General features: G+C 70.1%; 22 protein-coding genes. 10 read left to right on the top strand and 12 right to left on the bottom strand.

The window, feature by feature from the left end; genetic code table 11:
* Nucleotides 1-245: 245 nt before the first annotated feature.
* Both AB0J64_RS43645 and AB0J64_RS43640 read left to right on the top strand, forming a co-directional pair.
* Nucleotides 246-1,379, top strand: a complete 1,134-nt coding sequence (locus AB0J64_RS43645; RefSeq protein WP_364041441.1) for a serine hydrolase domain-containing protein — start codon at nucleotides 246-248, stop codon at nucleotides 1,377-1,379.
* A 397-nt stretch (nucleotides 1,380-1,776) separates the two neighbouring features.
* A complete protein-coding gene (locus AB0J64_RS43640) occupies nucleotides 1,777-2,886 on the top strand; it encodes a serine hydrolase domain-containing protein (protein ID WP_357962495.1) in 1,110 nt (369 codons plus the stop codon).
* Between the two features lie 24 nt (nucleotides 2,887-2,910).
* On the opposite strand, the gene AB0J64_RS43635 is transcribed toward AB0J64_RS43640, so the two are convergent.
* Nucleotides 2,911-3,033, bottom strand: a complete 123-nt coding sequence (locus AB0J64_RS43635) for a hypothetical protein (protein ID WP_357962497.1) — start codon at nucleotides 3,031-3,033, stop codon at nucleotides 2,911-2,913.
* Between the two features lie 46 nt (nucleotides 3,034-3,079).
* On the opposite strand from AB0J64_RS43635, the gene AB0J64_RS43630 reads away from it, so the two are divergent.
* Complete coding sequence (locus tag AB0J64_RS43630; protein ID WP_364041438.1) at nucleotides 3,080-4,372, top strand: IS5 family transposase; 1,293 nt, start codon at nucleotides 3,080-3,082, stop codon at nucleotides 4,370-4,372.
* On the opposite strand, the gene AB0J64_RS43625 is transcribed toward AB0J64_RS43630, so the two are convergent.
* The 5 genes from AB0J64_RS43625 to AB0J64_RS43605 form a co-directional block, all read right to left on the bottom strand.
* Nucleotides 4,279-5,514, bottom strand: coding sequence for an alpha-2,8-polysialyltransferase family protein (locus AB0J64_RS43625; protein ID WP_364041436.1), 1,236 nt, complete (start codon nucleotides 5,512-5,514; stop codon nucleotides 4,279-4,281). The two genes, AB0J64_RS43630 and AB0J64_RS43625, sit on opposite strands and share 94 nt — an antisense overlap.
* Nucleotides 5,514-6,494, bottom strand: coding sequence for a glycosyltransferase family 2 protein (locus AB0J64_RS43620; protein WP_364041434.1), 981 nt, complete (start codon nucleotides 6,492-6,494; stop codon nucleotides 5,514-5,516). The genes AB0J64_RS43625 and AB0J64_RS43620 overlap by 1 nt, the downstream gene beginning before the upstream one ends.
* 28 nt (nucleotides 6,495-6,522) lie before the next feature.
* A complete protein-coding gene (locus AB0J64_RS43615; protein ID WP_364041432.1) occupies nucleotides 6,523-8,559 on the bottom strand; it encodes an N-acetylneuraminate synthase family protein in 2,037 nt (678 codons plus the stop codon).
* 73 nt (nucleotides 8,560-8,632) lie between these two features.
* Complete coding sequence (locus AB0J64_RS43610; RefSeq protein ID WP_364041430.1) at nucleotides 8,633-9,322, bottom strand: response regulator; 690 nt, start codon at nucleotides 9,320-9,322, stop codon at nucleotides 8,633-8,635.
* Nucleotides 9,319-10,812 (bottom strand): sensor histidine kinase, encoded by a 1,494-nt coding sequence (locus tag AB0J64_RS43605; RefSeq protein ID WP_364041428.1) that lies wholly within the window; start codon nucleotides 10,810-10,812, stop codon nucleotides 9,319-9,321. The genes AB0J64_RS43610 and AB0J64_RS43605 overlap by 4 nt, the downstream gene beginning before the upstream one ends.
* Nucleotides 10,813-10,920: 108 nt before the next feature.
* Between AB0J64_RS43605 and AB0J64_RS43600 the strand changes: the two genes are divergently transcribed.
* Nucleotides 10,921-12,261 carry a cation:dicarboxylase symporter family transporter gene (locus tag AB0J64_RS43600; protein ID WP_364041426.1) on the top strand — a complete coding sequence of 447 codons (1,341 nt, stop codon included), beginning with the start codon at nucleotides 10,921-10,923 and terminating at the stop codon, nucleotides 12,259-12,261.
* Here the strand turns inward: AB0J64_RS43600 and AB0J64_RS43595 are convergent.
* The 3 genes from AB0J64_RS43595 to AB0J64_RS43585 form a co-directional block, all read right to left on the bottom strand.
* Nucleotides 12,258-13,085 carry an SAM-dependent methyltransferase gene (locus AB0J64_RS43595; protein WP_364041424.1) on the bottom strand — a complete coding sequence of 276 codons (828 nt, stop codon included), beginning with the start codon at nucleotides 13,083-13,085 and terminating at the stop codon, nucleotides 12,258-12,260. The genes AB0J64_RS43600 and AB0J64_RS43595 overlap by 4 nt on opposite strands.
* A gap of 46 nt (nucleotides 13,086-13,131) precedes the next feature.
* Nucleotides 13,132-14,475, bottom strand: a complete 1,344-nt coding sequence (locus AB0J64_RS43590; protein ID WP_364041422.1) for a HAMP domain-containing sensor histidine kinase — start codon at nucleotides 14,473-14,475, stop codon at nucleotides 13,132-13,134.
* A gap of 67 nt (nucleotides 14,476-14,542) precedes the next feature.
* On the bottom strand, nucleotides 14,543-16,036 hold the full coding sequence (locus AB0J64_RS43585) for a glycoside hydrolase family 13 protein (RefSeq protein ID WP_364041420.1): 1,494 nt from the start codon (nucleotides 16,034-16,036) through the stop codon (nucleotides 14,543-14,545).
* Nucleotides 16,037-16,332: 296 nt separating this feature from the next.
* On the opposite strand from AB0J64_RS43585, the gene AB0J64_RS43580 reads away from it, so the two are divergent.
* Genes AB0J64_RS43580 through AB0J64_RS43555 form a run of 6 tightly spaced genes read left to right on the top strand, consistent with a single transcriptional unit; the run spans nucleotide 16,333 to nucleotide 22,779 of the window.
* Nucleotides 16,333-17,610: a maltose ABC transporter substrate-binding protein gene (locus tag AB0J64_RS43580; RefSeq protein WP_364041418.1), complete on the top strand. Its 1,278-nt coding sequence runs from the start codon at nucleotides 16,333-16,335 to the stop codon at nucleotides 17,608-17,610.
* A gap of 2 nt (nucleotides 17,611-17,612) precedes the next feature.
* On the top strand, nucleotides 17,613-19,181 hold the full coding sequence (locus AB0J64_RS43575; protein WP_364041416.1) for an ABC transporter permease subunit: 1,569 nt from the start codon (nucleotides 17,613-17,615) through the stop codon (nucleotides 19,179-19,181).
* Complete coding sequence (locus AB0J64_RS43570; RefSeq protein WP_364041414.1) at nucleotides 19,178-20,017, top strand: sugar ABC transporter permease; 840 nt, start codon at nucleotides 19,178-19,180, stop codon at nucleotides 20,015-20,017. Before AB0J64_RS43575 ends, AB0J64_RS43570 begins: the two co-directional genes overlap by 4 nt.
* Nucleotides 20,018-20,022: 5 nt before the next feature.
* Entirely contained in the window at nucleotides 20,023-21,801 is a 1,779-nt protein-coding gene (locus tag AB0J64_RS43565) for a glycoside hydrolase family 13 protein (RefSeq protein WP_364041412.1), read from the top strand.
* A gap of 51 nt (nucleotides 21,802-21,852) precedes the next feature.
* Entirely contained in the window at nucleotides 21,853-22,464 is a 612-nt protein-coding gene (locus tag AB0J64_RS43560) for a TetR family transcriptional regulator (protein ID WP_364041410.1), read from the top strand.
* Between the two features lie 9 nt (nucleotides 22,465-22,473).
* Nucleotides 22,474-22,779, top strand: a complete 306-nt coding sequence (locus AB0J64_RS43555; RefSeq protein ID WP_364041408.1) for a hypothetical protein — start codon at nucleotides 22,474-22,476, stop codon at nucleotides 22,777-22,779.
* Between the two features lie 7 nt (nucleotides 22,780-22,786).
* Here the strand turns inward: AB0J64_RS43555 and AB0J64_RS43550 are convergent, their stop codons facing one another.
* The 3 genes from AB0J64_RS43550 to AB0J64_RS43540 all read right to left on the bottom strand — a co-directional run bounded on the left by AB0J64_RS43550 (nucleotide 22,787) and on the right by AB0J64_RS43540 (nucleotide 25,298).
* A complete protein-coding gene (locus AB0J64_RS43550) occupies nucleotides 22,787-23,488 on the bottom strand; it encodes an SDR family oxidoreductase (RefSeq protein WP_364041406.1) in 702 nt (233 codons plus the stop codon).
* A gap of 19 nt (nucleotides 23,489-23,507) precedes the next feature.
* Nucleotides 23,508-24,665 carry a thiolase family protein gene (locus AB0J64_RS43545; protein ID WP_364041404.1) on the bottom strand — a complete coding sequence of 386 codons (1,158 nt, stop codon included), beginning with the start codon at nucleotides 24,663-24,665 and terminating at the stop codon, nucleotides 23,508-23,510.
* Nucleotides 24,666-24,740: 75 nt separating this feature from the next.
* Nucleotides 24,741-25,298: a TetR/AcrR family transcriptional regulator gene (locus tag AB0J64_RS43540; protein WP_364041402.1), complete on the bottom strand. Its 558-nt coding sequence runs from the start codon at nucleotides 25,296-25,298 to the stop codon at nucleotides 24,741-24,743.
* Between the last annotated feature and the right edge of the window lie 38 nt (nucleotides 25,299-25,336).

The raw sequence follows: 25,336 nt of genomic DNA, 5'->3' as shown, positions 1-25,336 counted from the left end.
CGCCGTATCACAGAGGACACAATCCGCTATGTCGGATCAATCACCTCTGTTGCCGATCGCGGCAAATGTGCAGCTCAAAGGTTAAACCTCAAGCTTAGAGCCTGCTGACAAAGGGGTTTGGTCGCTGAGGCTCCACGTACCGGCGCGGCGGAGTTGCGCCTTGAGGTTAACGCCGAGGAAACACCACCCTCGTTAGAACTTGTGGCTCGACAGCCGAGTATTCGGACCCGGAAGAGGGAGACTTCATGATTCTGCGTCGAGCGACGCTCACTGGCGCAGCTTCGCTGGCGTGCGCGGCGCTGGTCTTGAGTGCGGCCCCGCGCGCCACCGCCTCGACAGCTGCCGCCCACATCAAGGTCGGGGACGTGCAGAAGGCAATGGAAAGCCTGGTGAAGACGGGACACGTGGTGGGCGCCATCGGGGAGGTGTACGTGGACGGCAAGCGGGTCGGGAAGGGATCGGCCGGGTCCCGCCTGCTCGACGGCAAGGGCGGCGCGATCCCGGCGAGCGCCCGCTACTGGATCGGCTCGCAGACCAAGACCATGACCGCCGTCGCGGTCCTGCAACTGGTCAAGGAAGGCAAGCTGAGCCTGGACGGCAAGCTCAGCGAGGTTCTGCCGGAAGTGGTGAAAAAGGACCTGGTGGAGCGGGCCGAGGAGATCACGGTACGCGATCTGATCCAGCTGACCTCGGGCATCCCCGACTACATCGGCCCGGACACCTCCGACCCCACGCGTGACTATCGCCCGATCGACCTGCTGGCGGCCTCCCGCAAGAGGTCCCGGCCCGTGGAGACCGGGACCTTCAACTACTCCAACACCAACTACATCCTGCTCGGCATGATCATCGAGAAACTGTCCCGAAGGTCGCTGGCGGCCGAACTCGACCGCCGGCTCTTCGCCCCGCTCGGCATGCGCGACACCTACCTGCCCACGAAGGCGGGCGAAGGCGTCAAGGGCCCGCACGGGCACGGCTACGCCCCGGACGAATCGGGCACGATGCGCGATGTCGACAAGACGATGAACGCCACCAGCATGCTCGGCGCCGGCGGTGTGATCTCCACCGCGCGCGAGATGAGCGCCTTCCAGCGCGCCTTCCGCCAGGGCAAGCTGTTGCCGGCGTCCCTGAGCAAGGTGATCACCGACCCGCCTCCCGGCCAGCCGGCGCCGCCTGCGGGCGGCCCGTGCTCCGGCGCCCCCGAGTTCGCCGCCGGGGGCGGAGGCAGCGCTCCCGGCTTCACCGCCGCGACGATCACCTCCTCCGACGGCCGCCTGCAGTTCGCCGTGTCGCTGACTTTGGCCATGGACGACGCCGAGCGCGGCACCGTGCCGCCGCGCATCACCAACGCCCTCAAATCGCTGTTCTGCCCTGCGAAGTGAGCACTCCAGCCGCACATGGCGAGCGTGAGCGGCGTGATCGCCAAGTGCGGCTGGAGGTTCGCGAACCTGTGCGCGGCGCCCGGCACATGCCGGGGCCATGACTCTGTGACGCCGGATGACCAAGTGGCGTCTTCGCGCGAGTCAGCGAACGAAGCGACTCCGAGATCCGTGGTGATCTGCGAAACGATTGGCTCAGCCAGCGAGGACATGGCGGCGCCGGTTGAGTGAAACGCAGCTGACGGCCGCCCCGATGACCGCACGCTTGTACGCCACTCAGCCGCGCGGCCCTCGGGCCGATATCACCGACGGTCTCTCGCCGACGGCACGACGGATCATCACGTGACCCGCCCGCGCACATTGTTGACCCTTGTTCGTCCATTCGAAGGAGTTGTCGTCGTTGAAGTACACGTCCCTTGCCGCCGTAAGCACGGCAGCCCTGATGCTGGCCACTGCCTCGCCCGCAACCGCCCGCGCCACCGCGATCGGCGACGTCCAGCAGGCCATGGAGAACCTGGCCAAGACGCCCGGCGTCGTGGGCGCGATCGGCGGCGCCTACGTAGACGGCAAGGCCGCCGGCCGCGGCAGCGCGGGGTCGCGGCTGCTCAACGGCAGGGGCGGCACGATCCCGGCGGACTCCCGCTTCCGCATCGGCTCGCAATCCAAGACGATGGTGGCCACCGTGCTCCTCCAACTCGTCGAGGCGGGCAGTCTCAGCCTGGACGACAAACTCGCCGACCTACTGCCCGAGGTGGCCGCCGACGGGCTGGTGGAACGAGCCGGTGAGATCACCGTCCAGCAACTGCTCCAGCACACCTCCGGCATCCCCGACTGGTTCCACCAGAGCGGCTCGACCGAACCGGCGTTCGACGTCTTCGACTTCACCACCTACTACCGGCCCATCGACATCGTGAAGATGACGCGGGGCAGGCCGCGCACCGGGGAGCCGGGCGAGATGTATACCTACTCCAACACCAACTACACCCTCATAGGCATGATCATCGAGAAGGCGACCGGGCACACCCTGGCCCGCGAACTCGACCGGCGTCTCTTCCGCCCGCTCGGCATGACCAAGACCTACCAGACAACCCAGCCCCCGGAGGGCATCAAGGGCCCGCACGGGCACGGCTACTACCCCGACTCCACCGGCACCCTGCGCGACGTGCACCGCTTCAACGCCAGCTGGGGCAACGGCGCCGGCGGCGTCGTCTCGACCACGCATGACCTCGGCACCTTCCGGCGGGCCTTCAACCAGGGCAAGCTGCTGCCGCCGTTGCTGCAGGAGGTCCTCACCGGTGGCAGCGCACAGCAGGGCACAGGCATGTGCGGAGGCAAGCTGAAAGGCCAGATGCTCGGCGGCTCGGCGCCCGGCCTCTCCACACTGACCTTCGCCTCGACCGACGGCCGGCAGCAGTTCGCCATCTCCGTCACGCGGAGCACCGCCGACGATAACGCCATCGCCCCCGCGATGATCAAAACCGTCGAAGCCGTCCTCTGCCCGGCGGCGTGAAGTCCTACCCTACGGTTTGCAGCCCTACTCGGCACGTCCGGTCTGGTGGGCGTCGCGCAGCACCGACGCCAACTCGTCGGCCAGGTCTGGGAAGCCGCCCGCAGCGCCCGCATCCCGCTCCTGGTAGCTGAGGTGTTGTCTACGCATCTCGGCGGCCAGGAGCCCGTGGTTGTCTGTTTACACGTTCACGTCCGTGGGCGCCAGCGGTTGTGCTTCACCGGGGTGCCAATGTCGTGGCCGAAAGCCGTCCTATCCGTCGGATCTGACCGATGCAGAGTGGGCGGTGCTGGAAGGCGAGGCGCGGGCGGTGATGGCCGAGCTGGTCGCGGCCACGGGCAGGCCGATGGTCCATGACCTGCGGGCGGTGCTGGACGCGATCAACTACGTGATCAGGTACGGGATCGAGTGGCGGGCCCTGCCGGTCGACTTACCCCCACACGAGGCGGTGTACGCCTTCTTCCTACGCTGGTCTGGGCGTGGTCTGCCCGCACGGCTCGCCGGGCGGTTGCGCGGCCGTCTGCGGGTCATGGCCGGACGCAGCGAGTTGCCGACGGCCGCGTGCATCGACTCCCAGACTGTCAAGGCGGCTGAGACCGTCGGGGCTGCGGCCTGCGGTTTTGACGCAGGCAAGAAGTTGAAGGGGCAGAAGCGGCATATCGCGGTGGACACGCTCGGGCTGCTGTTGTGCGTGGTCGTCACCGCCGCGTCGGTTCAAGACCGTGACGGCGCGCACCCGTTGCTGGCCCGGCTGCGGGAGAAGTTCTCCACCATTGCGCTGGTGTGGGCGGACGGCGGTTACGCCGGACGCCTGCTCGCCTGGGCACGCGACGTGCTCCACTTGACCGTCACGATCATCAAGCGCTCTGATGACCTGCGCGGTTTCGTCGTGTTGCCGCGTAGGTGGGTGGCAGAACGAACATTCGCCTGGCTGACTCGTTGCCGCCGGCTGGTGCGGATCTACGAGCGCAAGCCCGAACACCACGAAGCCATGATCTGGTGGGCCACCGTGCATCAGATGACCCGTCGCCTGACCCGCGAACTGGCAGGCCAACCGCCTCATGGCCGCTGGAGCGAGCCGCCGCCGCTTCCGGAGCTGTCCAGTCCCGACCGGCGCGGCAAGGTTTTGGAACTCCTGGCCGCCCAGCCGTGGCGGGCCTGGAGAGGGGCTGAGCTGGCCGCCGTCCTCGGGATCGAGAACGTCGACAGCTTCCGCGTCCAGCTGTCCCAGTGGTCCCACCAGGGTTACATCAACAAGATCGGACCAGCCCTCTATGGCCATGCCCACGAGCACTTAAGACTTCGTCAGCAGGCTCTTAGACCCTGGTCCAATCGAAAGACCGCGACCCGGCCGGCGGAGGAGGTTCTCGCGCCGGCCGGGTCGCGGCCGTGGGCTCAGATCGCCGAGCGGATCTTCCTGCGCAGCCGGGTGAGCGCGGTCGGCCGGGCCGCCAGGCCCAGCGTCTCCAGGCGCTTGCGCTTGAAGTAACGCGCGTCGAACCCGATGCCGGCGGGCCGCAGCTCCGGGTATGTCTCGGCCTGCATGCAGTACCCCACGGCCCGCACCAGCGCGCGCAGATCCACCACGGGCGGCGGGGTGACGGTCCCGTCGGCCGACAGCCGGGGCAGCAGCGCGTCCACGATCGTGACCGGGATCCGGTTGCTGTTCTCGTAGGGAGCCAGCCGGTCGAGCACCAGGTCGGTGCCGTACGAGGCGACGGGCAGCCCGAAGTAGCGCTGCGCCGTCAGCAGGCCCGTCGAGAAGCACCCCACGACGAGCTCGGGCCGCAGCGCGGCGAAGCAGACCTCGGCGGGCACGCTCTCCGGCGCCACCGACAGCCGCACGCCCAGGGGCTCGGCCGCGGCCCGCAGGAGCTGGGCGTGGCGCCGCCCGGCGGCCGGGTGCGGCTTGAAGACGACGTCGGTGTGGCCGCGGGCGACCAGGGCCCGCAGCATGGTCTCGTGCAGGGCCGCCTCCTCCTCCGGCGTGACGATCTCCAGCGCCGACAGGTACTGGCCGAGGATCATCGCCTGCCCGTGCAGCATGTCGGGCGCGGTGGCGGTGACCTGGTCGACGATCGACAGGAACCGCTCGTCCGGCAGGATCGACGGCGCGACGCCGTACTCGCTGAGCAGCAGCGGAGTGAGCCCCGGCACCAGGTCCAGATGGAGCAGCCGCTCGATGCGGCGGAAGATCTCGGCGGGCAGCGGGTCGCGGGTTGGGCCGTAGCTCATGAGCCCGTCGGAGTAGACGGTGATCGGGCAGTCGCGCACCAGCCCCGCGATCGTGCGGGCCGGGGGCACCGCGATCGACTCCAGCACCAGGTGTTCCACCCCGTCCAGCCCCCAGTGGGAGCGGATGAGGCGCTCCATCATGGGCACCTCGATGACGCGGGCCTTCCAGTCGGAGGGGTGCAGCGGTGCGATGAGCTCGTTCCACGAGTGGATCTCGTCGAAGCGGGAGCGCAGTACGGCGAAGCCGGGCGTCCTGTCGAGCGGCGTGGCCACCTCGGGGATGGCCGCGTTGCTCGACACGACGAGGACGCGGCGGCCGTCGCCGAAGCGGCCGTCGTCGATGGCGGCGGCCAGCGACATCGCGCCGAACAGCGTCGAGGCGTAGAAGACCTTCACTATGTCTCCTCCCGGTCGCGGCGGACCCGGATGTGCGGGCTGGGCGGCAGGTCGGGCACCAGGGCCCGCAGCGTGGCCTCGCGTTCGGCGGACATCCGCGCGACCGACTCGGACACCACGTCGGCGGGCAGCGCGCGCACCATGTGCGCGCCGCGCTCCTCGAAGCGGGCCCGCAGCGCCGGCGTGAACCGGTCGGCGATCTCCAGGTGGTGGGCGAGCAGCGCGCAGAAGTTCCGCACCGCCTTGGGCAGGAACTCCGGCTCCAGGTCCTTGAAGACCAGGTCGAACGCGTCGAAGAAGTGCAGCTGGCGCTCGTCGCCCACCTGCGTCAGCGACCCGGACACCATGCGCCGGTAGAACACGCCGGCCAGCGACACCACCGCGAACGTGGCGGCCTCCCTGTGCAGGCGCCAGATCCACGGCCGGTCCTCGGCGGTGTGCAGGGAGCCGGGGAAGTGCAGCAGGTCGCGCAGGGAGCGCCGGTAGATCCCGGCCCACGCGTACGGGTAGTCGACCATGGTCCGCACGCCCGCCGGCAGGATCGCGTCCCGGGGGTTGAGCACCGCGCCCCGCCGCGCCAGCGGGGCACGGTGCACGACCCGTTTGCGGCCCTCGGCCTGTACGTGGTCGGCGCGGACGAAGTCGCAGCCGAGCCCGTCGATGGCCTCGACGAGCTGCGCCAGGTAGCCGGGGGCGAGCCAGTCGTCGCCGTCCATGAACGTCACGTACCGGCCGGAGGCGGCTGAAAGGCCCGTGTTGCGGGCGTCGGCCAGCCCCACGGGCGCGGGGTTGCGCAGCACGGACAGCCCCGGCAGGTCGTGGGCGAAGTCGTCGACGATGGCCCCGGTGGCGTCCACGGAGCCGTCGTCCACGACGATGAACTCGAAGTCGTGCCGGGCGTTGCGGCAGAGCGAGGTGAGCGCGTCGGCGATGAAGCGCTCGCCGTCCCGTACCGGCACGACGACCGAGAGTGTGATCAAGGGTTGTCTCTCCAGAGCGCGGACGAGGTCAGACGGTCACCCGGCGCAGGCGGGCCTTGGGGGCCTCCTCGCCGGGGAAGACGCGCTTGACGCCGTCGCCCATGGCCTGCTCGATGATGCGGATGTCGCGTACCAGGTGCTCGAGGCCGGCCGGCTCCAGCGAGGCGGCGTGGTCGGAGCCCCACATGGTGCGGTCGAGCGTGATGTGCCGCTCCACGCAGACCGCGCCGAGCGTGACCGCGGCGAGCGAGATCTGCAGGCCGCGCTCGTGGCCGGAGTAGCCGACGGGCACGCCGTAGCGCTCCTTGAGCGTGGTGATCGTGCGCAGGTTCGCCTCTTCCGGCGGCAGCGGGTACGTGGACGTCGCGTGCATCATGATCAGCTTGTCGGTGCCGAGGATCTCGACGGCCGCGTCGATCTCCGACAGCGTGGACATGCCGGTCGACAGGATGATCGGCTTGCCGGTGGCGGCCAGGACGCGCAGCATCTCGTGATCGGCGACGCTGGCGGAGGCCACCTTGTGGACGAGGACGTCCATCTCCTCCAGGAACTGCACGGAGGGCACGTCCCACGGCGAGGCGAACCAGTGCAGGCCGCGCTCGTCGCAGTATTTCGCGATCTGCCGGTACTCGTCGTAGCCGAACTCGGTGCGCTCCTTGTACTCCAGGTACGTCATCTCGCCCCACGGCGTCTGCCTGATCTGGCCCTTCTGCTCCTCGGGCACGCAGATCGCGGGGGTGCGCTTCTGGAACTTGACCGCCTGGCAGCCGGCGTCTGCGGCCACGTCGATGAGGCGGCGGGCGATGTCGAGGTCGCCGTTGTGGTTGATGCCGATCTCGCCGATCACGTACACGGGCTCGCCGTCGCCGACCAGCACGTCGCCGATCGCCACAGGGCCCAGCCTGGGGCGCTCCTTGACCTCGACCACCGGCAGCTCGGGCCGGGCGGCCACGACGCGGTCGCACAGCTCGCGCACGGCTCCGGACCCGCCAGGCCTGGTCAGCACGGTCCTGGCGGCGGCACGCACGCGCGGGTGCGCGTCGGGGGTGGCGACGGGCCAGCCGACCTCGGCCATCGGGCCCAGGTCGTTGACGTCGTTGCCGACGTAGGCGACGCGGGCCGGGTCGAGGCCCTCGATGGTGAGCCAGTCGCGCAGCACGGTCCGCTTGTCGGCCAGGCCCTGCAGCACGGGCACGCCCAGCTTGCGGGCGCGGGCGGCCACCACGGGGTTGTGCTCGGTGGACATGACCAGCACCTTCACCCCGGACCGCTTCAGCAGCGAGACGCCCATCCCGTCCGAGCGGCTGACCAGCACCATCTCGCGGCCGTCGGAGTCGACGTAGGCGCGGTCGTCGGTGTGCACGCCGTCGAAGTCGGTGATGACGGCGTCCACGTCGATCGGCTCGGGCTGGTCGATGAACGGGGCGAGCGCGCGCACGAGCTCCAGATCCTCCGGGTTGTCGATCTCGATGGCGTGCTGCGGCGGCACCGGCTGGACGGCGACCTCGCCGAAGAAGCGGTGGCCGTGCTCGCGCAGGCCGGAGGTGCGCATGACGTAGAAGGCGCCGTTCTCGCGGAACTGGGCGTCGCGGTCCTGCCGGCGCTGCCGGACGGCCGGGTCGTGGTTGATCCCGGCTCCGGCCGCCGTCCACAGGAACTCGTGCGTCGGCAGCCCGGACACCACCGAGTCGGCCTCGCCGTCGAGCACCTTGCGCACCGCGGCGGACAGGTCGTCGGGGTCGATGAACGCGCTCGTGCACTGCACCAGCACGACGACTTCGGGGTCCGCGCCGAGGGCGTCGAGCGCGTGCAGCACGGCCGACTCGCTGGAGGCGGTGGCGCCGCTCAGCTCCTCGGGCCGGTCCACGACGACCGCCCCCGCCTGCCTGGCGGTCTCGGCGATGCCCGCGTGGTCGGTGCTGACCACGACCTGGTCCACGAGCTCAGCCCGCAGGCAGGCGCGCACCGCGCGGGTGACCAGCGGGACCCCGCCGACCAGGGCGAGGTTCTTCAGGGGTACGCCCGCCGAACCTCCGCGGGCGGGAACTACGGCCAGGACTCGCAAGGTAAGTCTCCTCAGTGCAATGGACTGCACCCAGAAGCTAGAGGCCCGGATTGAACGGCCAGCGTCACCGTCATTAACTTTCCATGGGGATCCGGTAGAGCAACTCTGGCCGGCCCACCCCGCCGTACTGCGGCATGCGGGCCGCGATCCCCAGCTCCACCAGGTATTCCAGGTAACGGCGGGCCGTCACGCGAGACACTCCGATCGCGTCGGCCACGGCCTGCGCCGCCATGCCGTCGGGGCTGTCGCGCAGCTTGGCCGCGACGGTGTCGAGCGTGTCGCGCGCCATGCCTTTGGGCAGCTCGGAGCTGCCTCGCAGGGTGCCGAGCACGCGGTCCACGTCGCCCTGCCCGACGGCGACGCCCGCCTCGTCCTTGAACTTGGCGTAACGCGTGAGCTTTTCGACGAGTGTCGCGTAGGTGAACGGCTTGAGCAGGTACTGGGAGACACCGAGCGAGACGGCCGAGCGGACCATGGCCAGGTCACGGGCCGAGGTGACGGCGATCACGTCGCACATGAGCCCGCCCGCGCGGATCGCCCGGCACACCTCCAGCCCGTGCATGTCCGGCAGGTGCAGGTCGAGCAGGACGAGGTCGACCGGCTTCCCGCGCAGGAAGCGCAGCGCCTCGCCGCCGGTCCTGACGACGCCGGCCACCTCGAAGCCCGGGATCCGCTCGACGTAGATGCGGTTGGCCTCCGCGGTGATCTCCTCGTCCTCGACGATGAGCACGGAGATCGTCCCGCCCGGTGCCGGGAGCGTCATGGCACACGCTCCGGCACGGGCAGCCGCACGGTGAACACCGAGCCCTCCACGTCGATGGTGCCGCCCAGCCGCCGCACCGACTGCCCCACCAGGGCCAGCCCGAGCCCGTGCCCGTCGCCCTTGGTGGTCCAGCCCTTGTCGAAGGCGTGCGGGTCGGCCAGCCCGGGGCCGTTGTCGGCCACCCTGATGACGACGCCGTCCCGGTCGGCGCACAGGTGCACCTCAACCCGGGAGGCCGCGTCGATGGCGTTGTCGATCAAGTTGCCCACGATCGTGACCATCTGGCGCGGGTCGAGGCCCAGGTCGTCCAGCTCGCTGTCCTGGCTGATCACCAGCTCGACGCCGCGCTCGGCCGCCTCGGCGCTCTTTCCCAGCAGCAGCGCCGCCAGGACCGGCTCGCGGACCGCGGCGACCACCCGGTCGGTGAGCTCCTGCGCGGCCCGCAGCTCCGCCGTGCCCAGCGCCACCGCCTGTTCGGTACGGCCCAGCTCGACCAGCGTGATGACCGTGTGCAGCCGGTTGGCGGCCTCGTGGGCGGCCGAGCGCAGCGAGTCGGCGAAGCCGCGCTCGGCGTCGAGCTGCCCGGTCAGCGCCTGCAGCTCGGTGTGGTCGCGCACGGTCACCACGGTGCCGAGCCTGCTGGCGGCGCTGTTGACCGCCAGCACCCGATCGCCGACCAGATGGACGCGCTCCTGGTCGGCGGCCAGCACCTCGGACAGGCCCAGCTCGTCCACGTGCCGTCCTTCGGCGTCGGCGGGCAGGCCGAGCAGGTGACGCGCGGCGTCGTTGCAGAGCGTCAGCGTGCCGTCCTTGCCGACCAGCAGCAGGCCCTCCCTGACGGCGTGCAGGACCGCGTCGTGGTGTTCGTGGATGCGGCCGAGCTCCACCGGGCCCAGGCCGTGCGTCTGGCGGCGCAGCCGCGCGGTGACCAGCCACGTGCCGGCCGCGCCCAGCGAGAGCGCGAGCGCGACGACGAGGCCGCCCCAGGCGAGCTGGTCGCGGACCCTGGCGCTGATCTTCTCGACCGTGATGCCCGCGCTGACCAGCGCCCGCGCCCGGCCGCCCGACATGACGGGGGTCACCACCCGCGTGGACTCGCCGAGCGTGCCGGTGTAGGTCTCGCTGAACGTCTCGCCCGCCAGCGCCCGCTCGGTGTGGCCGAGGTAACGCTTGCCGATCTCGGCGGGGGTCGGGTGGGTGTAGCGGGTGCCGTCCGGCTTCATGATGGTGATGAAGTCGACGCCCGTCTGGTGGCGTACGTGCTCGGCGTACGGCTGCAGCCGCGCGGACGGGTTCGGGCCGTCGAGCGCCTCCAGCACGTCGGGCGAGGCCGCCACGCTCACCGCGACGGCCCTGGCCTTGCCGCTCGCCTCGTCGGTCACGAGCTCACGCGTCTGCACGACGGCGAGCACCGCCAGGCCCGCCACCGTGACGGCGACCACGAGGAGCTGCAGGACCAACATCTGTCCCGCCAGGCTCCAGCGCCGCATTTTGCCACCTCCCCCGTGAACGAAACTTACTCAATGGTGACCTACGTCACTGTGAGCGCCATACTCAGAAAGCTAGAAGGAAATTCCATCACTGCTGGAGAACCCCCCATGCGTGATCGCACTCGGTATCTCTACCTCGCCGTCATCGGCGCCGTCCTGCTGGGAATCCTGGTCGGGTTCGTCTGGCCGGACGTGGGCAAGGAGCTCAAACCGCTGGGCACCGGTTTTGTGGCGCTCATTCAGATGGTGATCGGGCCGATCATCTTCTGCACGATCGTGCTCGGCATCGGCTCGGTGCGCCAGGCCGCCAAGGTCGGCAAGGTCGGCGGTCTCGCGCTCGGCTACTTCATCGTCATGTCCACGGTAGCCCTGCTCATCGGCCTGGTGGTCGGCAACGTCATCGACCCGGGCTCGGGGCTGCACCTGAGCGACGCCGCCAAGCAGGCCGCGGAGGCGCAGGCGGCCAAGGGCGGTGAGGCCAGCACGGTCGACTTCCTGCTCGGCATCATCCCCAAGACGCTGGTGTCGGCGCTGACCGGCGGCTCGGTGCTGCAGGCCCTGCTCGTCGCGCTGCTGACCGGGTTCGCGCTGCAGGCCATGGGTGACAAGGGCACGCCGATCCTGCGCGGCATCGAGCACTTCCAGCGGCTGGTCTTCCGCATCCTCGCCATGGTCATGTGGGCCGCGCCCGTCGGCGCGTTCGGCGCGATGGCCGCCGTGGTGGGCGAGACGGGGATCGAGGCGCTCAAGAGCCTGGCGATCATCATGGTCGCCTTCTACATCACCTGCCTGCTGTTCGTCGGCGTCGTCCTGGGCTCGATCCTGTGGCTGGTCGCCCGGATCAACCTGTGGTCGCTGCTGAAGTACCTGGGCCGCGAGTTCCTGCTGATCCTGTCCACCTCGTCCTCCGAGACGGCCCTGCCGCGGCTCATCGCCAAGATGGAGCACATGGGCGTCAGCAGGACCGTGGCCGGCATCACCGTGCCTACCGGCTACTCCTTCAACCTCGACGGCACCGCCATTTACCTGACCATGGCCACGCTGTTCATCGCCGAGGCCACCGGCGCGCCGCTGCGGTTCGGCGAGCAGCTCGCGCTGCTGCTGTTCATGATGATCGCCTCCAAGGGCGCCGCGGGCGTGACCGGGGCCGGGCTGGCCACGCTGGCCGGAGGACTGCAGGCGCACCGCCCGGCGCTGGTCGACGGGGTCGGCCTCATCGTGGGCATCGACCGCTTCATGTCGGAGGCCAGGGCGCTGACGAACTTCGCCGGCAACTCTGTCGCCACCGTGCTCGTCGCCCACTGGACCGGCGAGTTCGACCGGGAGCGCGCCGCGATGGTGCTGGCGGGGCAGGCGCCGTTCGACGAGGCGACGCTGCTGGACGAGAACGAGGGCGAGGAGCCGCCGGAGCCCGACGAGTCGGGCGACCGGGAGCTCACGAAGGTCTAGTTCCAGGGTTTGCGGGCGATGGCCGCGTAACCCATGAGGGACAGCTCCGGGTCCAGGAAGATGGGGGTGTGGGGGTCGACGTAAGGCCATTCGAGGTCCGGCCCCACACCGTTGACCAGATGGCCCGGCGGGATGAACTCGAAGTCGCCGAAGAAGGCGGAGATCTCCTCGCCGGGCCGCGGCCTGAAGGGCATGTTGGCCCTCTCGTAGAACTGGCTCACCCGGTCCGTCAGCGAGGAGTGGGAGTCGCCGCCCACGTGCGAGATGGCCAGATAGCTGCCCGGCGCCAGCGCGTCGCGGTAGGCGGCCACGAAGCCCCGCGGGTCGTCCTCGTCGGGGATCAGGTGCAGGAGGAACATCATCAGCAGGGCCACCGGCCGGTCCAGGTCCAGCAGCCCGCGCACCTCCGGGTTCGACAGGATCTCCTGCGGCCGGCGCACGTCGCCCAGCACCATGGCCACCCGGTCGGGGTCGGCCAGCAGCGCCCTGCCGTGCGTGGCCACCACCGGGTCGTTGTCCACGTACACCACGCGCGCGTCAGGGGAGTGCCTGAGGGCCACCTCGTGCACGTTCTCCTGCGCCGGCAGGCCGGAGCCGAGGTCGAGGAACTGCGTGATGCCCTGCTCGCACAGGTAACGCACGAACCGGCCCATGAGCGCGCGGTTCTCCCTGGTGCCGTCGCGGGTCTCCGGGATCACACTGAGCACTTGGTCGGCGAGATCCCGGTCCGCCTTGAAGTTGTCCTTGCCACCCAGGAAGTAGTCGTACATGCGCGCCACGTTAGGGGTGTGCGGGTCGACGCCCTGCGGCGCTTCTTCCTTCATGGCACCATGATCTATGACATGACCACCGGAAATCTACGAGAACCGGTCAAACAGCCGGAAGTCTCACCACGAACCTGGCACCACCTTTGCAGTCCTCGACGGTGATCTGACCGCGATGGGCCATGGCCACGTCCCGCGCGATGGCCAGGCCCAGCCCCGTGCCGCCGGCGTCGCGGCTGCGGGCGGCGTCCAGCCGGGTGAAGCGCTCGAAGATGCGCTGGCGGTCCTCTTCGGCGATCTCCATGCCGTCGTTCTCGACCGCCAGGACCGCCGTGGCGTTCCCCTCCTTGTGCACCTGGACCCGGACCCGGTGCTCGGCGTGCCGCTGGGCGTTGTCCAGCAGGTTCGTCAGGACCCTGGCCAGCTGGAGCCGTACGCCCTCGACCACGACCCCCTTGTCCAGGTCCACCTGCACGGGCACCTTGTCGCAGCGCACGGCCAGCTCCTGGCGGACCAGTTCGGCGAGGTCCACCCGCTCCTTGACCACGTCCACCCGGGAGCCGATCCTGGCCAGCAGCAGCAGGTCGGTGATGATCGCCTCCAGGCGGTCGGTGTCGCGCAGCGAGCTCTCCACCAGCGCCTCGATGTCGGTGTCCTCCGGGTAGAGCTGGGCGCTCTCGAGCTGGGCGCGCAGCCCGGCGATCGGGGTGCGCAGCTCGTGCGAGGCGTCGGAGGCGAACTGGCGCTGCTGCTCGGCGGAGCGTTCCAGCCGGGCCAGGGTGCCGTTGACGGACCTGGCGAGCAGGGCCACCTCGTCCTGCCCCGGCGGCTGCGTGACCCGGCGGCTCAGGTCGCCCGCGTGCACGGCGTCCAGCTCGGCCCGCATGGTCGCCACCGGCCGCAACGCCCGCCCCGTGACCAGCCACGTGGCCCACGACGCCAGCGCGATCAGGATCCCGACCTGGGTGAACACGACGACTTCCAGGGTGCGGCTGGTGAGCAGGTCGGGCGTGCTGCGGCCCGCGTAGACGACGGGGGAGTCGGCGAAGATGCTGACCCTGACGGCCGTGAGGTGGATGCACTCGGTCGGCAGGCAGTTCGTCATGTTGATCAGCCGGTTCTCGGCCGTGGGGCGCAGGTCGCTGAGCGGCGGCAGGTTCCTGGCCGCGTCGCTGCTGGCGAGGATCTGCCCGTTGGGGCCGACCACCTGGATCAGCGGGACCGACGGGTTGGGCACCGGGATGGAGGCCCCCATGGGCAGCGCGCCGCCGCGCATCTCGTACGCGATCCGCTCGGCCGTGTCCCTGGTGTCGCGGAACACGCTGGCCGACATCAGCGATCTGGTCACGATCACCCCGCCGACGGCTGCCGGAATCAGCACGAGGGCGGCTACGGCCGTCGCGATGAGGGTTACGCGGCCACGAAGAGATCGGGCCCACCAGGGTGCCACCCTGGCAGGCTACCGAGCGTGATTACCGGCATATGCCGCGTTAGTGGAAAGATTCCACCAACCCCTGTCAGTGCTGGAGCCAAATGGTGGTGTCCGGCGGGATCGCCCCGTCGTCGGCGAGCGGGCCGCTGGACAGCAGGACCTCGCCGCCCAGGTCGAGCCGGACGGGCTCCTCGCCCGTGTTGAGCACCACGACCAGCCCGGGGTCGCGCTCGATGGCCAGCACGTCCTTGGGGGAGTCGAGCCAGGTCAGCGTGCCGCCGCCGAGCGCCGGGTGCTCCCTGCGGAGCCTCAGCGCGGCCCGGTAGAGGTTCAGGGTGGAGCCGGGGTCGTGCTCCTGGGCCTCGGCCGACAGGGGCCCCCAGGAGCCGGGGATCGGCAGCCACGGGTCACGCCAGCCGAAGCCGTCGGAGGCCGTCCACGGGATCGGCACGCGGCAGCCGTCGCGGCTCTCGCCGGTCCGCAGGAACGCCGGGTCCTGGCGCAGCTCGTCCGGCAGGTCGAGCACCTCGGGCAGGCCCAGCTCCTCGCCGTTGTAGAGGTAGGCCGAGCCGGGCAGGGCCAGCATGAGCAGCGTGGCCGCCCTGGCGCGGGCCAGGCTGCCGTGGCGGGTGACGTGGCGCGGCTTGTCGTGGTTGGACAGCACCCACGTGGTGGGCGCGCCGACCAGCTCCGCCTCCTTGAGCGACTTCTCGATGACCGTACGGAACGACTTGGCGTGGAAGTCGGCCATCATGAACTCGAAGTTGAACGCCTGGTGCAGCTCCTCGGGCCCGACGTAGCGGGCCAGCCGCTCGGGGGAGGACACCCACGCCTCGGCCACCGCCATCCGGCCGCCGGGATAGGAGTCGAGGATCGGCCGCCACTCGCGGTAGATCTCGTGCACGCCGTCCTGGTCGAAGTAGGGCAGCTGCTCGTCACCGAGCATCTCGGCCTGGCGGCCCTCCTTCGGCCCCACGTCGGGCAGCCCCTCGGCCTTGATCATGCCGTGCGCCACGTCGATCCGGAAGCCGTCCACGCCCCGGTCGAGCCAGAAGCGCAGGATGTCGCGGAACTCGGCGCGCACGTCGGGGTTGTCCCAGTTGAGGTCCGGCTGCTCGGGGGCGAACAGGTGCAGATACCACTGCCCGTCCGCCACCTGCGTCCAGGCGGGGCCACCGAAGATCGACTCCCAGTCGTTGGGCTGGTCGCGGAACATGTAGCGCTCGCGCAGCCCCGCCTTGAACCACGGGTGCTGGTCGGAGGAGTGGTTGGGCACCAGGTCCACGATGACCCTGATGCCCTTGTCGTGGGCGTCGGCGATGAGCGCGTCGAAGTCGGCGAGCGTGCCGAACATGGGGTCCACGTCCCGGTAGTCGGCCACGTCGTAGCCGCCGTCGGCCATGGGGGAGGTGTAGAAGGGGCTCAGCCAGATGGCGTCCACGCCCAGGTCGGCGAGATACCCGAGGCGGTCGCGCACGCCTGCGAGGTCTCCTGTGCCGTCGCCGTCGGCGTCGGCGAAGCTGCGGGGGTAGACCTGGTACACGACGGCGTCACGCCACCAGTCGTCGTTGCCGAGCATGGCTGTCCCTTTGCGTGAGATGTCGGTGATGTTCTGGTGAAGGATGTCGCGATGGTTTGCGACGGTCAAGTGCAACTTGCGGAAAGTTGCAGAAGTCACCTCAAGCCGTTCGGTCGCGGTGTTCGCGGAGAGCGTGCAGCCCCGGCGGTGGTGTCCGCGGTGAGGATCGTGTAACGCTCTTTCGCAAGTTCTTCCAATTCTTGCAAAGAGCCGCTAACGTCCCGGAAACGTTCGGCTTTCTCATCACGGCGGCGCTCGCGTGGCGTCGCCGTTCCTCCGTGACCTCAGGAGGTCCCATGCGCATGCGGGCTCTGGGTGTGGCCGCTCTCGCGGCCCTCGCGTTCGCCGCGACAGCGTGCGGCGGTTCCCAGCCGGCTTCCGAGCCGGCTTCTTCGGCGGCACCCAGTGCGTCCGCCTCCACCTCGGCGAAGAGCGGCGGCACGCTCGTGATCTGGGCGGACCCCAGCCGGGTCAAGCCGCTCAAGCCGTTCGCCGACCAGTTCGGCGCCGAGAACGGCGTGACCGTCGAGGTGAAGGAGATCAGCAAGGACAACCAGACGACCTTCCTCACCGCCTCCGAGCAGGGCAGCGGCCCCGACATCATGATCGGCGCGCACGACTGGATCGGCAACCTCGTGCAGAACGGCGCCATCGACCCGGTCACGCTGACCGACGAGCAGAAGGCCGCCTTCTCGGCCAAGGCGATCCAGGCCGTGACGTTCAACGGCCAGATCTACGGCGCCCCGTACGCGGTGGAGAACATCGCGCTGATCCGCAACACCAAGCTCGCCCCCGAGGCGCCCGCCACGATCGAGGACATGATCGCCAAGGGCAAGGCGCTCAAGGCGGCCGGCAAGGTCAAGGAGGTGCTCTGCATCCCGGTCGGCCAGAAGGGCGACGCCTTCCACGTCTACCCGATCTTCGCCTCCGCCGGAGGCGCGCTGTTCGGCACCACCTCCAGCGGTGACCCCGACGCCAAGAAGGTGCTGGTCGGCTCGCCCGATTCGGTCAGGGCGTTCGGCAAGCTCAAGGACCTGGGCGAGAAGGGCGACGGCGCGCTGCGCACGTCCATCACGAACGAGAACTACATCGTGAACTTCGCCGCCGGCAAGTGCGCCTACCTGATCTCCGGCCCGTGGGCGATGAGCGAGGTCAAGAAGGGCGGCATCGCGTACGACATCTCGGCCGTCCCGGCGTTCAAGGACGGCAAGCCCGCCACCCCGTTCGTCGGCGTGCAGACGTTCTTCGTGGCCTCCAAGGGCAAGAACAAGGCCCTGGCCCAGGAGTTCGTGGCCAACTACGTGACCAACAAGGACGTCGCGAAGGCGCTGTACGAGGCCGACCCGCGGCCCCCGGCGCTGACCGCCGCCCTCCAGGAGGTCCAGTCGAGCGACCCGGACGCCGTCAAGTTCATGGACGCCGGCAAGGACGGCATCCCGATGCCGGCCATCCCCGAGATGGCGGCGATCTGGGAGCCGTTCGGCATCGCCGAGAACGCCGTCGTCAAGGGCGGCGACGCGGCCAAGGCCGCCGCGGCCGCGCAGAAGGCCATCGACGGCTCGCTCAAGCACTGATCATGGCGCTCGACGTGCGCAAAGCCGTGGAGGCCACGACGTCTCCACGGCCCCGCCGGGAGATCACCACGGCGTTCGTGGTGAGCAGGGTCGCGGTGCTCGCCGTGACCGCCGCGATCCTGCTCTACGCCGTGCCGCCGCTGGTGGCCGCCGGGTCCTGGGTCTCGCTGGCGCTGCTGTGCGCCGCCGGCGCGGCCATCGCCTTCCTCTACCTGACCCGCCGCTTCGTCCCGGCCAAGTACCTCGTCCCTGGCACCGTCTTCCTCATCGCGTTCCAGGTGTTCCCCGTCGCCTACACGGTCACCACCGCGTTCACGAACTTCGGCGACGGCCACCGCGGCGACAAGGACGCCGCCGTCACCGCCATCGAGACCGGCTCCGTGCGGCAGGCCCCCGGCTCGCCCGAGTACTCCATGACCACAGCGCTGCGCGGTGAGGAGCTGGTGTTCCTGCTGGTCGACCCGAAGACCAAGCAGGTGCGCCTGGGCGACGCGAAAGGGCTGTCGCCGCTGGCGGGCGCCCAGGTCGGCGTCACCGGCAAGGTGCTGAGCGCGCCCGGGCTGACCGTGCTCAAGGCGCCCGAGGCCGCCGCCCGCGGCAAGGAGATCTCCGCGCTGGCCGTGCCCACCGCCGACGGCGTGATCAAGGCGAACGGGCTCAGCCGGGCCGTCGAGGGCAAGGCGGCGCTCGTGTACGACGCCGGCTGCGACTGCGTACGCGGCAACGGCGACACCTGGAAGGCCGACGAGGGGCAGGGGTACTTCGTCAACGCCAAGGGCGAGCACCTGGCGCAGGGCTGGCAGGTCGGCGTCGGACTCGGCAACTTCGCCCGTGTGCTGACAAATCCCACTATTTCGGGCTATTTCGCCGGAGTGCTGGGCTGGAACCTGGTCTTCGCGCTGGCCTCCGTGCTCGGCACGTTCGCGCTCGGCATGTCGGTGGCGCTGGCGCTGCACCATCCGCGGATGCGCGGCACCCGGTTCTACCGGATCGCGCTGATCCTGCCGTACGCGATGCCCGCCTTCGCCATGCTGCTGGTGTGGCGCGACATGTTCAACCGTGACTTCGGCCTGATCAACCAGCTCCTCGGGGCCAACATCGACTGGCTGGGCGAGCCCGGCACCGCCAGGTTCGGCGTGATCCTGGTCAACGTGTGGCTCGGCTTCCCGTACATGTTCCTGGTCACCACCGGCGCGCTGCAGGCCATCCCGCGCGAGCTGACCGAGGCGGCGGCCATCGACGGGGCCACGCCGTGGAAGGCGTTCCGCCGGGTGACGCTGCCGCTGCTGCTGGTCGCGCTCACGCCCCTGCTGATCTCGTCGTTCGCCTTCAACTTCAACAACTTCAACGCGATCGCGCTCACCACCGACGGCGGGCCGTTCCCGGCGGACAGTCCACAGGTGGGCGCCACCGACCTGCTGATCACCTACACGTTCCGGCTGGCGTTCGGGGCGGGCGGCGCGCAGTTCGGCTTCGCGGCGGCGATCTCGGTGTTCATCTTCGCGATCGTGGCCCTCATCTCGGCCGTGGCGTTCCGCCGCACCCGCAAGCAGGAGGAGGTCTACGCGTGAAACTCGCCCTCAGGCATGTCTTCGTGCTGGTCGTGTGCGCGTTCGCGCTCTTCCCGATCCTGTTCGTGGTCTCGGCCGCGATCAACCCCCTGGGCACGCTGGCCTCCACCAACCTGCTGCCGACCGGCGCCAGCCTGGCCAACTTCGCCAACCTGCTGAGCTCCGACAGCTACCCGTTCGGCCGGTGGTTCTTCAACTCCGTGTCCATCGCGCTGATGTCGTCGTTCGCGAGCCTGCTGCTGTCGATGTTCGCCGCGTACGCCTTCAGCCGCATGCGCTTCGGGGGCCGCCGGGTCGGGCTGCTGGCGCTGCTGCTCATCCAGATGTTCCCGCAGTTCCTGGCCATCGTGACGATCTTCATGATCTTCACCAGGGTGACCGAGCTGTATCCGGCCTTCGGCTTCAACACCGTGTGGGGCCTCATGCTGCTCTACCTCGGCGGCGCGCTCGGCGTGAACACCTGGCTGATGAAGGGCTTCCTCGACACCGTGCCGAAGGAGCTGGACGAGGCGGCCACCGTGGACGGCGCCACGCACGCGCAGATCTTCTGGCGGGTCATCATGCCGCTGGTCACGCCGATCCTCGCGGTCACCGCGCTGCTGGCGTTCATCGGCACGATGAGCGAGTTCCTCATGGCCAACGTGTTCCTGCGCGACACCGAGAGCAAGACCCTCGCCGTCGGCATGTGGGGCATGATCGCCGGCGACCACCGCAACGCGAACTTCGGCATGTTCGCCGCGGGCACGTTGCTTACCGCCATTCCCACGGTGGGTGTGTTCCTCTGGTTGCAGAAGTACATCGTCTCCGGGCTCACCGCCGGGGCTGTCAAGGGATAGGTTCATTGCGTTTCATCGGGGAGCCGCATCACGACGGCTCAGCTCTGTACGTCTCCGACCAGGAACCCGCCGTGGGCTCGCGGGTGACGCTGTGGCTGCGGGCGCCGCTCGCCGCCGGGGTCACGGGCGTGCACGTACGTACCGTGCACGACGGGGAGCCGCGCTACGCCGAGGCGGCGCCGGACCCGTCGCGGCGGGACGCCGGCGGATACGGCGGCACCGACGTCTGGTGGCGGGCCGAGATCACCGCGGTCAACCCGGTCACCCCGTACCGATTCCTGCTCCACAGCGAGGGCGGCCAGGCGTGGCTGACCGCGGCCGGGCTCGTCACGCACGACGTGACCGACGCGGGCGACTTCCGGCTCGTGTGCCACCAGGCGCCGCCCTCGTGGATGTCCGACGCGGTCGTCTATCAGATCTTCCCCGACCGCTTCGACCGCTCCGGGCTCACGCCCGATCCGCCCGACTGGGCGCTGCCGCGTGACTGGGACCGCGACCCGGTCATCCCCAGCGGGCCGGGCACCTCCGAGCAGTTCTACGGCGGCGACCTCGACGGCATCGCCCGGCGGCTCGACCACATCCAGGGTCTCGGCGCCGACACCGTGTACCTGACGCCGATCTTCCCCGCCCGCTCCAACCACCGCTACAACGCCTCCACGTTCGAGCACGTCGACCCGCTGCTCGGCGGTGACGAGGCCCTGCACCGGCTGTCGGGCGCGCTGCACGCGCGCGGCATGCGGCTGCTCGGCGACATCACCACCAACCATTGCGGCGACACGCACGAATGGTTCACCGCGGCCGTGTCCGACGTGAACGCGGTCGAGCGCGAGATGTTCTACTTCGACCCCGACACCGGCGACTACGAGTCCTGGTGGGGCGTCAAGACGCTGCCCAAGCTCAACTGGGGCAGCGAGCTCGTCCGCTCGAGCATGCGGGCGGTGCTGAAGAAGTGGCTGGGGCCGCTCGACGGCTGGCGCGTGGACGTGGCCAACATGACCGGCAGGCGCGGCGCCGAGGACCGCACCCACGAGGTCGCCGCCATGCTGCGGGCCGAGCTCGGCCCCGACGCCGCGTTCATCGCCGAGCACAACCACGACGCCTCGAGCGACCTCGACCGCGACGGCTGGCACGGCACCATGAACTACGGCGGCTTCACCCGTCCCGTGTGGACCTGGCTGCGCGGGCCCGAGCTGGACCTGGACCACTTCCTCGGCGCGCCGGGCGGCGTGCCGGCACGCGACGGGCTGGCCACGCTCGCCACGTTCAGATCGTTCGCGTCCCACATGTCGTGGCGCTCGCTCGTGCACTCCTGGCAGCTGCTCGACTCGCACGACTCGCCCCGCATCCGCACCGTCACCGGCTCGCGCGAGCGCCACCTGCTCGCGCTCGGGCTCCAGGCCACGCTGCCGGGCACACCGATGGTGTTCGCGGGCAGCGAGTTCGGCCTGACCGGCGTGAACGGCGAGCACTCCCGCACCCCGATGCCCTGGAACCGGCCCGCGGACCAGGACCTTGCGACGCTGACGGCCTACCGCGAGCTGCTCGGGCTGCGCCGCGCCGAGCCCGCGCTGCGCCACGGCGGACTGCGCTGGCTGCACGCCGACGCGGACTGCCTGGTCTTCGCGCGCGAGACGTACGAGGAGTCGATCCTGGTGTGCGTGCGGCGGGCGCCGGGCGCGCCGCTCCACCTGGGCGTACGGGCCCTGGGTGTCTACAACGCCGAGGACGGGGACGTGCTGCCCGGCGACGGGCCTTCGCTCCGCGTCTGGCGCCTCACGCGCTGACCGGACGGCGCCCCGGCGTGTAAAGATACATCCGGTGTAAGCTTGTCGGCCGTGGAGGAGTCACGGCGCGAGCGCAAGAAGCGACAGACCAGGCAGCTGCTCGTCAGCACGGCGCTCCGGCTCTTCGCCGAGCAGGGCTACGAGCAGACGACCGTCGCGCAGATCGCCGCCGCGGCCGACGTCGCCACCAAGACGTTCTTCAACTACTTCCCGACCAAGGAAGACGTGCTGTTCGCCCAGGCCGAGCAGTACATGGACATGGCGGCCGACGTGGTCGCGCGGCGTGCGCCGGAGGACGGCGTCGCCGAGGTGCTGCTCAAGGCGTACAAACAGGTCATCACCCACTACCTGACCGCGGGCCCGATGGCTGGCGACCGCGAGCTGGCGCAGGTCTACGAGCAGGTCCTCCTGACCGTGCCCGCCGTACAGGCCAGGGCCCTGCACCTGATGTCCGGCCTGCAGCGCAAGCTGGCCGGGCAACTGGAGGAGGCCTTCCCTGACCGGCTCGACCCGGTCAGCGCCGCCGCGGTGGTCGGGGTGTTCATGGGCGGGGTCCAGTCCGCGGGCAATGTCGCGCGCGAGCTCGGCCAGTCGGAGGAGGAGATCGTGGCGTCCATGGACCGCAGCGTCGAGATCGCCCTGCGCGGGCTGCGCTCGTTCTAGAGTGGGCGGGTGCTTCCAGATCTTCGCCAGCCGCTGGTGAGGCAGCTCGCCGAGTCCGACGCGCCTCGCCGCTACTGGCACATGGGCGACGAGGACGGGCGTGCCTGGCTCTTCGAGAGCGTCGAGGGCGACGGCCGCGAGCAGTGGGCGGTCCGGCAGGTGCTGGTGGGCCCCGACCGGGCCGCCCGCCGCTACTGGTGGCGCCACCTGCAGGACGAGTACGGCTTCCTGGCCGACCAGCCGCTGGAGGTCTGGGAGCTGACCGAGATCACGGAGCCGGCGTTCGAGGCCGTCTGGGAGGCGAGCGCCGGCTGAGCCGGGCTCAGCGGTCGGTGGCCAGCGCCGGGTAGAGGAGCGCGAGGTCGCCCGAGAGGGCGGCCCTGGTCTCCTTGCTGAGCGTGTCCGCCAGGACCTCGTACGCTCCTGACTCGACGGCGTCGAGGGTCTGGGCGACGACCTCCGCCGGGGAGATCTTCGGGCCGGTGACGCCGGCGGCCATGTCCGTGTCGATGTAGCCCGCGTGCACCCCGACGACGTGGGTGCCCTGCTCCTTCAGCTCCACCCGCAGGGCGTTGGTCAGCGACCACGCCGCCGCCTTCGACGCGGCGTACGTGCTCACCTGCGGGAACGACACCAACGACAGCACCGACAGCACGTTGACCAGCGCGCCGCCGCCGTTGCGCGCCAGGACGGGGGCGAAGGCGCGGCTCATGGACAGGGTGCCGAAGTAGTTGGTCTCCATCTCGGCGCGGGCCGAGTCCAGGTCGCCCGCCCCCAGGCGGGCGATGCCGGCGTTGTTGATCAGCAGGTCCACGTCGGCGCAGCGCTCGGCCGCGGCCGCGACGGCGGCCGGGTCCGTGACGTCGAGCTCGATCGGGGTCAGGCCCGCGCCGGTGACCGTGGCGGGGTTCCTGGCCGCCGCGTAGACCGTGCGGGCGCCCCGGTCCAGGAGGGCCTGGGCGAAGGCGGCGCCCAGGCCGCGGTTGGCGCCCGTGACGAGGGCGACGCTGCCGGAGATGTTCATCTTGTTCCTTCGGTTGTCGTTAGAGGCGTTCGAGAATCAGGGCGTTGGCGAGGCCACCGGCCTCGCACATGGTCTGCAGGGCGTAGCGGGCGCCGCGCTCGCGCATCGCGTGCACCAGCGTCGTGGCGATGCGGGCGCCGCTCGCGCCCAGCGGATGCCCGAGCGCGATGGCGCCGCCCTTGACGTTGACCCTGGCCGGGTCGGCGCCGGTCTCCTGCAGCCAGGCCAGCACGACGCTCGCGAACGCCTCGTTGACCTCGAACAGGTCGATGTCGGCGAGATTCAGCCCCGCGCGGCGCAGCACCTTCTCCGTGGCGGGGATGACGGCCGTGAGCATGAGGATCGGATCCGCGCCCGCGACGGCGAAGCTGTGCAGGCGGGCCAGCGGGCGCAGGCCCAGCCGGGCCGCCGTCTCCGAGCTGGTGATCAGCACGGCCGCCGCCCCGTCGTTGATCGGGCTGCTGTTGCCGGCGGTGACCGACCAGTCGATCTGCGGGAACCGCTCGGCGTAGCCCGGATCCGCGAAGGCGGGCTTCAGGCCGGCCAGGATCTCCGGCGTCGTGGCGGGGCGTACCGACTCGTCCCGGTCGAGCCCGGCGACGGGCACGAGCTCGTCGGCGAAGGACGCGGCGGCGGCCTTGCGGTGGGAGTCGGCGGAGAACGCGTCCTGCTGCTCGCGGCTGAGCGACCACTTGGCGGCGATCAGCTCGGCGCTGATGCCCTGCGGCACCAGCCCCTCGGGGAAGCGCGCGGCCATCGCGGGGCCGAACGGGTCGGTGCCGGCAGGCACGTTGGACCACATCGGCACGCGGCTCATCGACTCCACGCCGCACGCCACCACCAGGTCGTACGCGCCGGCCATGACTCCCTGCGCGGCGAAGTGCACGGCCTGCTGGGACGAGCCGCACTGCCGGTCCACGGTGACCGCGGGCACCGACTCCGGCAGGCCGGCCGCCAGCCAGGCGTTGCGCGTGGTGTTCATGGCCTGCTCGCCCACCTGGTCGACGCAGCCACCGATCACGTCGTCCACCAGCGACGGATCCACTCCGCCGCGCTCGATCAGCGCGCGCAGGGTGTGGGCCAGCAGGTCCACCGGGTGGGTCCCGGTCAGGCCGCCGCCGGGCTTGCCCTTGCCGATCGGAGTGCGTACGGCCTGCACGATGACCGCGTCACGCATCGCGCCCTCCCTGTGGGTTGGAAAACTGAACCCACCCTAGCGCGAGCGAGTTGGATTTTCCAACGCACCTCCTGATCAGGCGGAGAAGCTCACCATGCCGTTGATGATCAGGTGGACGGCCAGGTCGAAGGTGCGGTCGATCTCCTCGGGGTCGTCCGACAGGCGCCCCTGGGTCTCGGCCACGATGACGCCCGCGACGAAAGCGTTGAGGATCTCGCTCGTCCGCGGAAGCTCTGACTCGGGCACGCCCGCCAGTCGCAGGATGCGGTAGAGCGTCTGCCAGATCGCCAGCCGATGGTCGGAGATGAGCTGCGGATGGGTGTGGAGATATCCCCACAGGGCCGGATGTTCCAGGGCGTGCCGGTGGTAGGCCAGTCCCAGCGCCTTGAGCTGCTCCTGCCAGGGGGATCCGTCGTCCGGCGGCATGTGCATGCGCTCGGCCGCGGTGGCGCAGACCAGCCCGAGCAGCGCCTCCTTGCTCTCCACGTGGTGGTAGAGCGACATGGGGTTGACGTCCAGCTCGGCCGCCAGCTTGCGCATGGACAGCCCCTCCACGCCGCTCTCGTCGATCAGGCGTACCGCCGTGGAGCAGATCTCTTCGATTGTCAGAGGCGTACCCCTGCGTGCGCTCACCGCCATACACCGTATGGTAGCGTGAGCCATACGGTGTA

The organism is Nonomuraea sp. NPDC049695, from assembly GCF_040674955.1.
Classification (GTDB): domain Bacteria; phylum Actinomycetota; class Actinomycetes; order Streptosporangiales; family Streptosporangiaceae; genus Nonomuraea; species Nonomuraea helvata.
This window is presented reverse-complemented; position numbering and strand designations above follow the sequence as displayed.

Coding starts and splice junctions, on each gene's coding strand:
- AB0J64_RS43585 (WP_364041420.1), bottom strand. CDS start 16,036: ATGCTCGGCAACGACGACTGGTGGCGTGACGCCGTCGTGTACCAGGTC.
- AB0J64_RS43595 (WP_364041424.1), bottom strand. CDS start 13,085: ATGAAGGAAGAAGCGCCGCAGGGCGTCGACCCGCACACCCCTAACGTG.
- AB0J64_RS43605 (WP_364041428.1), bottom strand. CDS start 10,812: ATGCGGCGCTGGAGCCTGGCGGGACAGATGTTGGTCCTGCAGCTCCTC.
- AB0J64_RS43545 (WP_364041404.1), bottom strand. CDS start 24,665: ATGCGTGACGCGGTCATCGTGCAGGCCGTACGCACTCCGATCGGCAAG.
- AB0J64_RS43550 (WP_364041406.1), bottom strand. CDS start 23,488: ATGAACATCTCCGGCAGCGTCGCCCTCGTCACGGGCGCCAACCGCGGC.
- AB0J64_RS43635 (WP_357962497.1), bottom strand. CDS start 3,033: ATGCGTAGACAACACCTCAGCTACCAGGAGCGGGATGCGGGCGCTGCG.
- AB0J64_RS43610 (WP_364041430.1), bottom strand. CDS start 9,322: ATGACGCTCCCGGCACCGGGCGGGACGATCTCCGTGCTCATCGTCGAG.
- AB0J64_RS43580 (WP_364041418.1), top strand. CDS start 16,333: ATGCGCATGCGGGCTCTGGGTGTGGCCGCTCTCGCGGCCCTCGCGTTC.
- AB0J64_RS43645 (WP_364041441.1), top strand. CDS start 246: ATGATTCTGCGTCGAGCGACGCTCACTGGCGCAGCTTCGCTGGCGTGC.
- AB0J64_RS43600 (WP_364041426.1), top strand. CDS start 10,921: ATGCGTGATCGCACTCGGTATCTCTACCTCGCCGTCATCGGCGCCGTC.
- AB0J64_RS43575 (WP_364041416.1), top strand. CDS start 17,613: ATGGCGCTCGACGTGCGCAAAGCCGTGGAGGCCACGACGTCTCCACGG.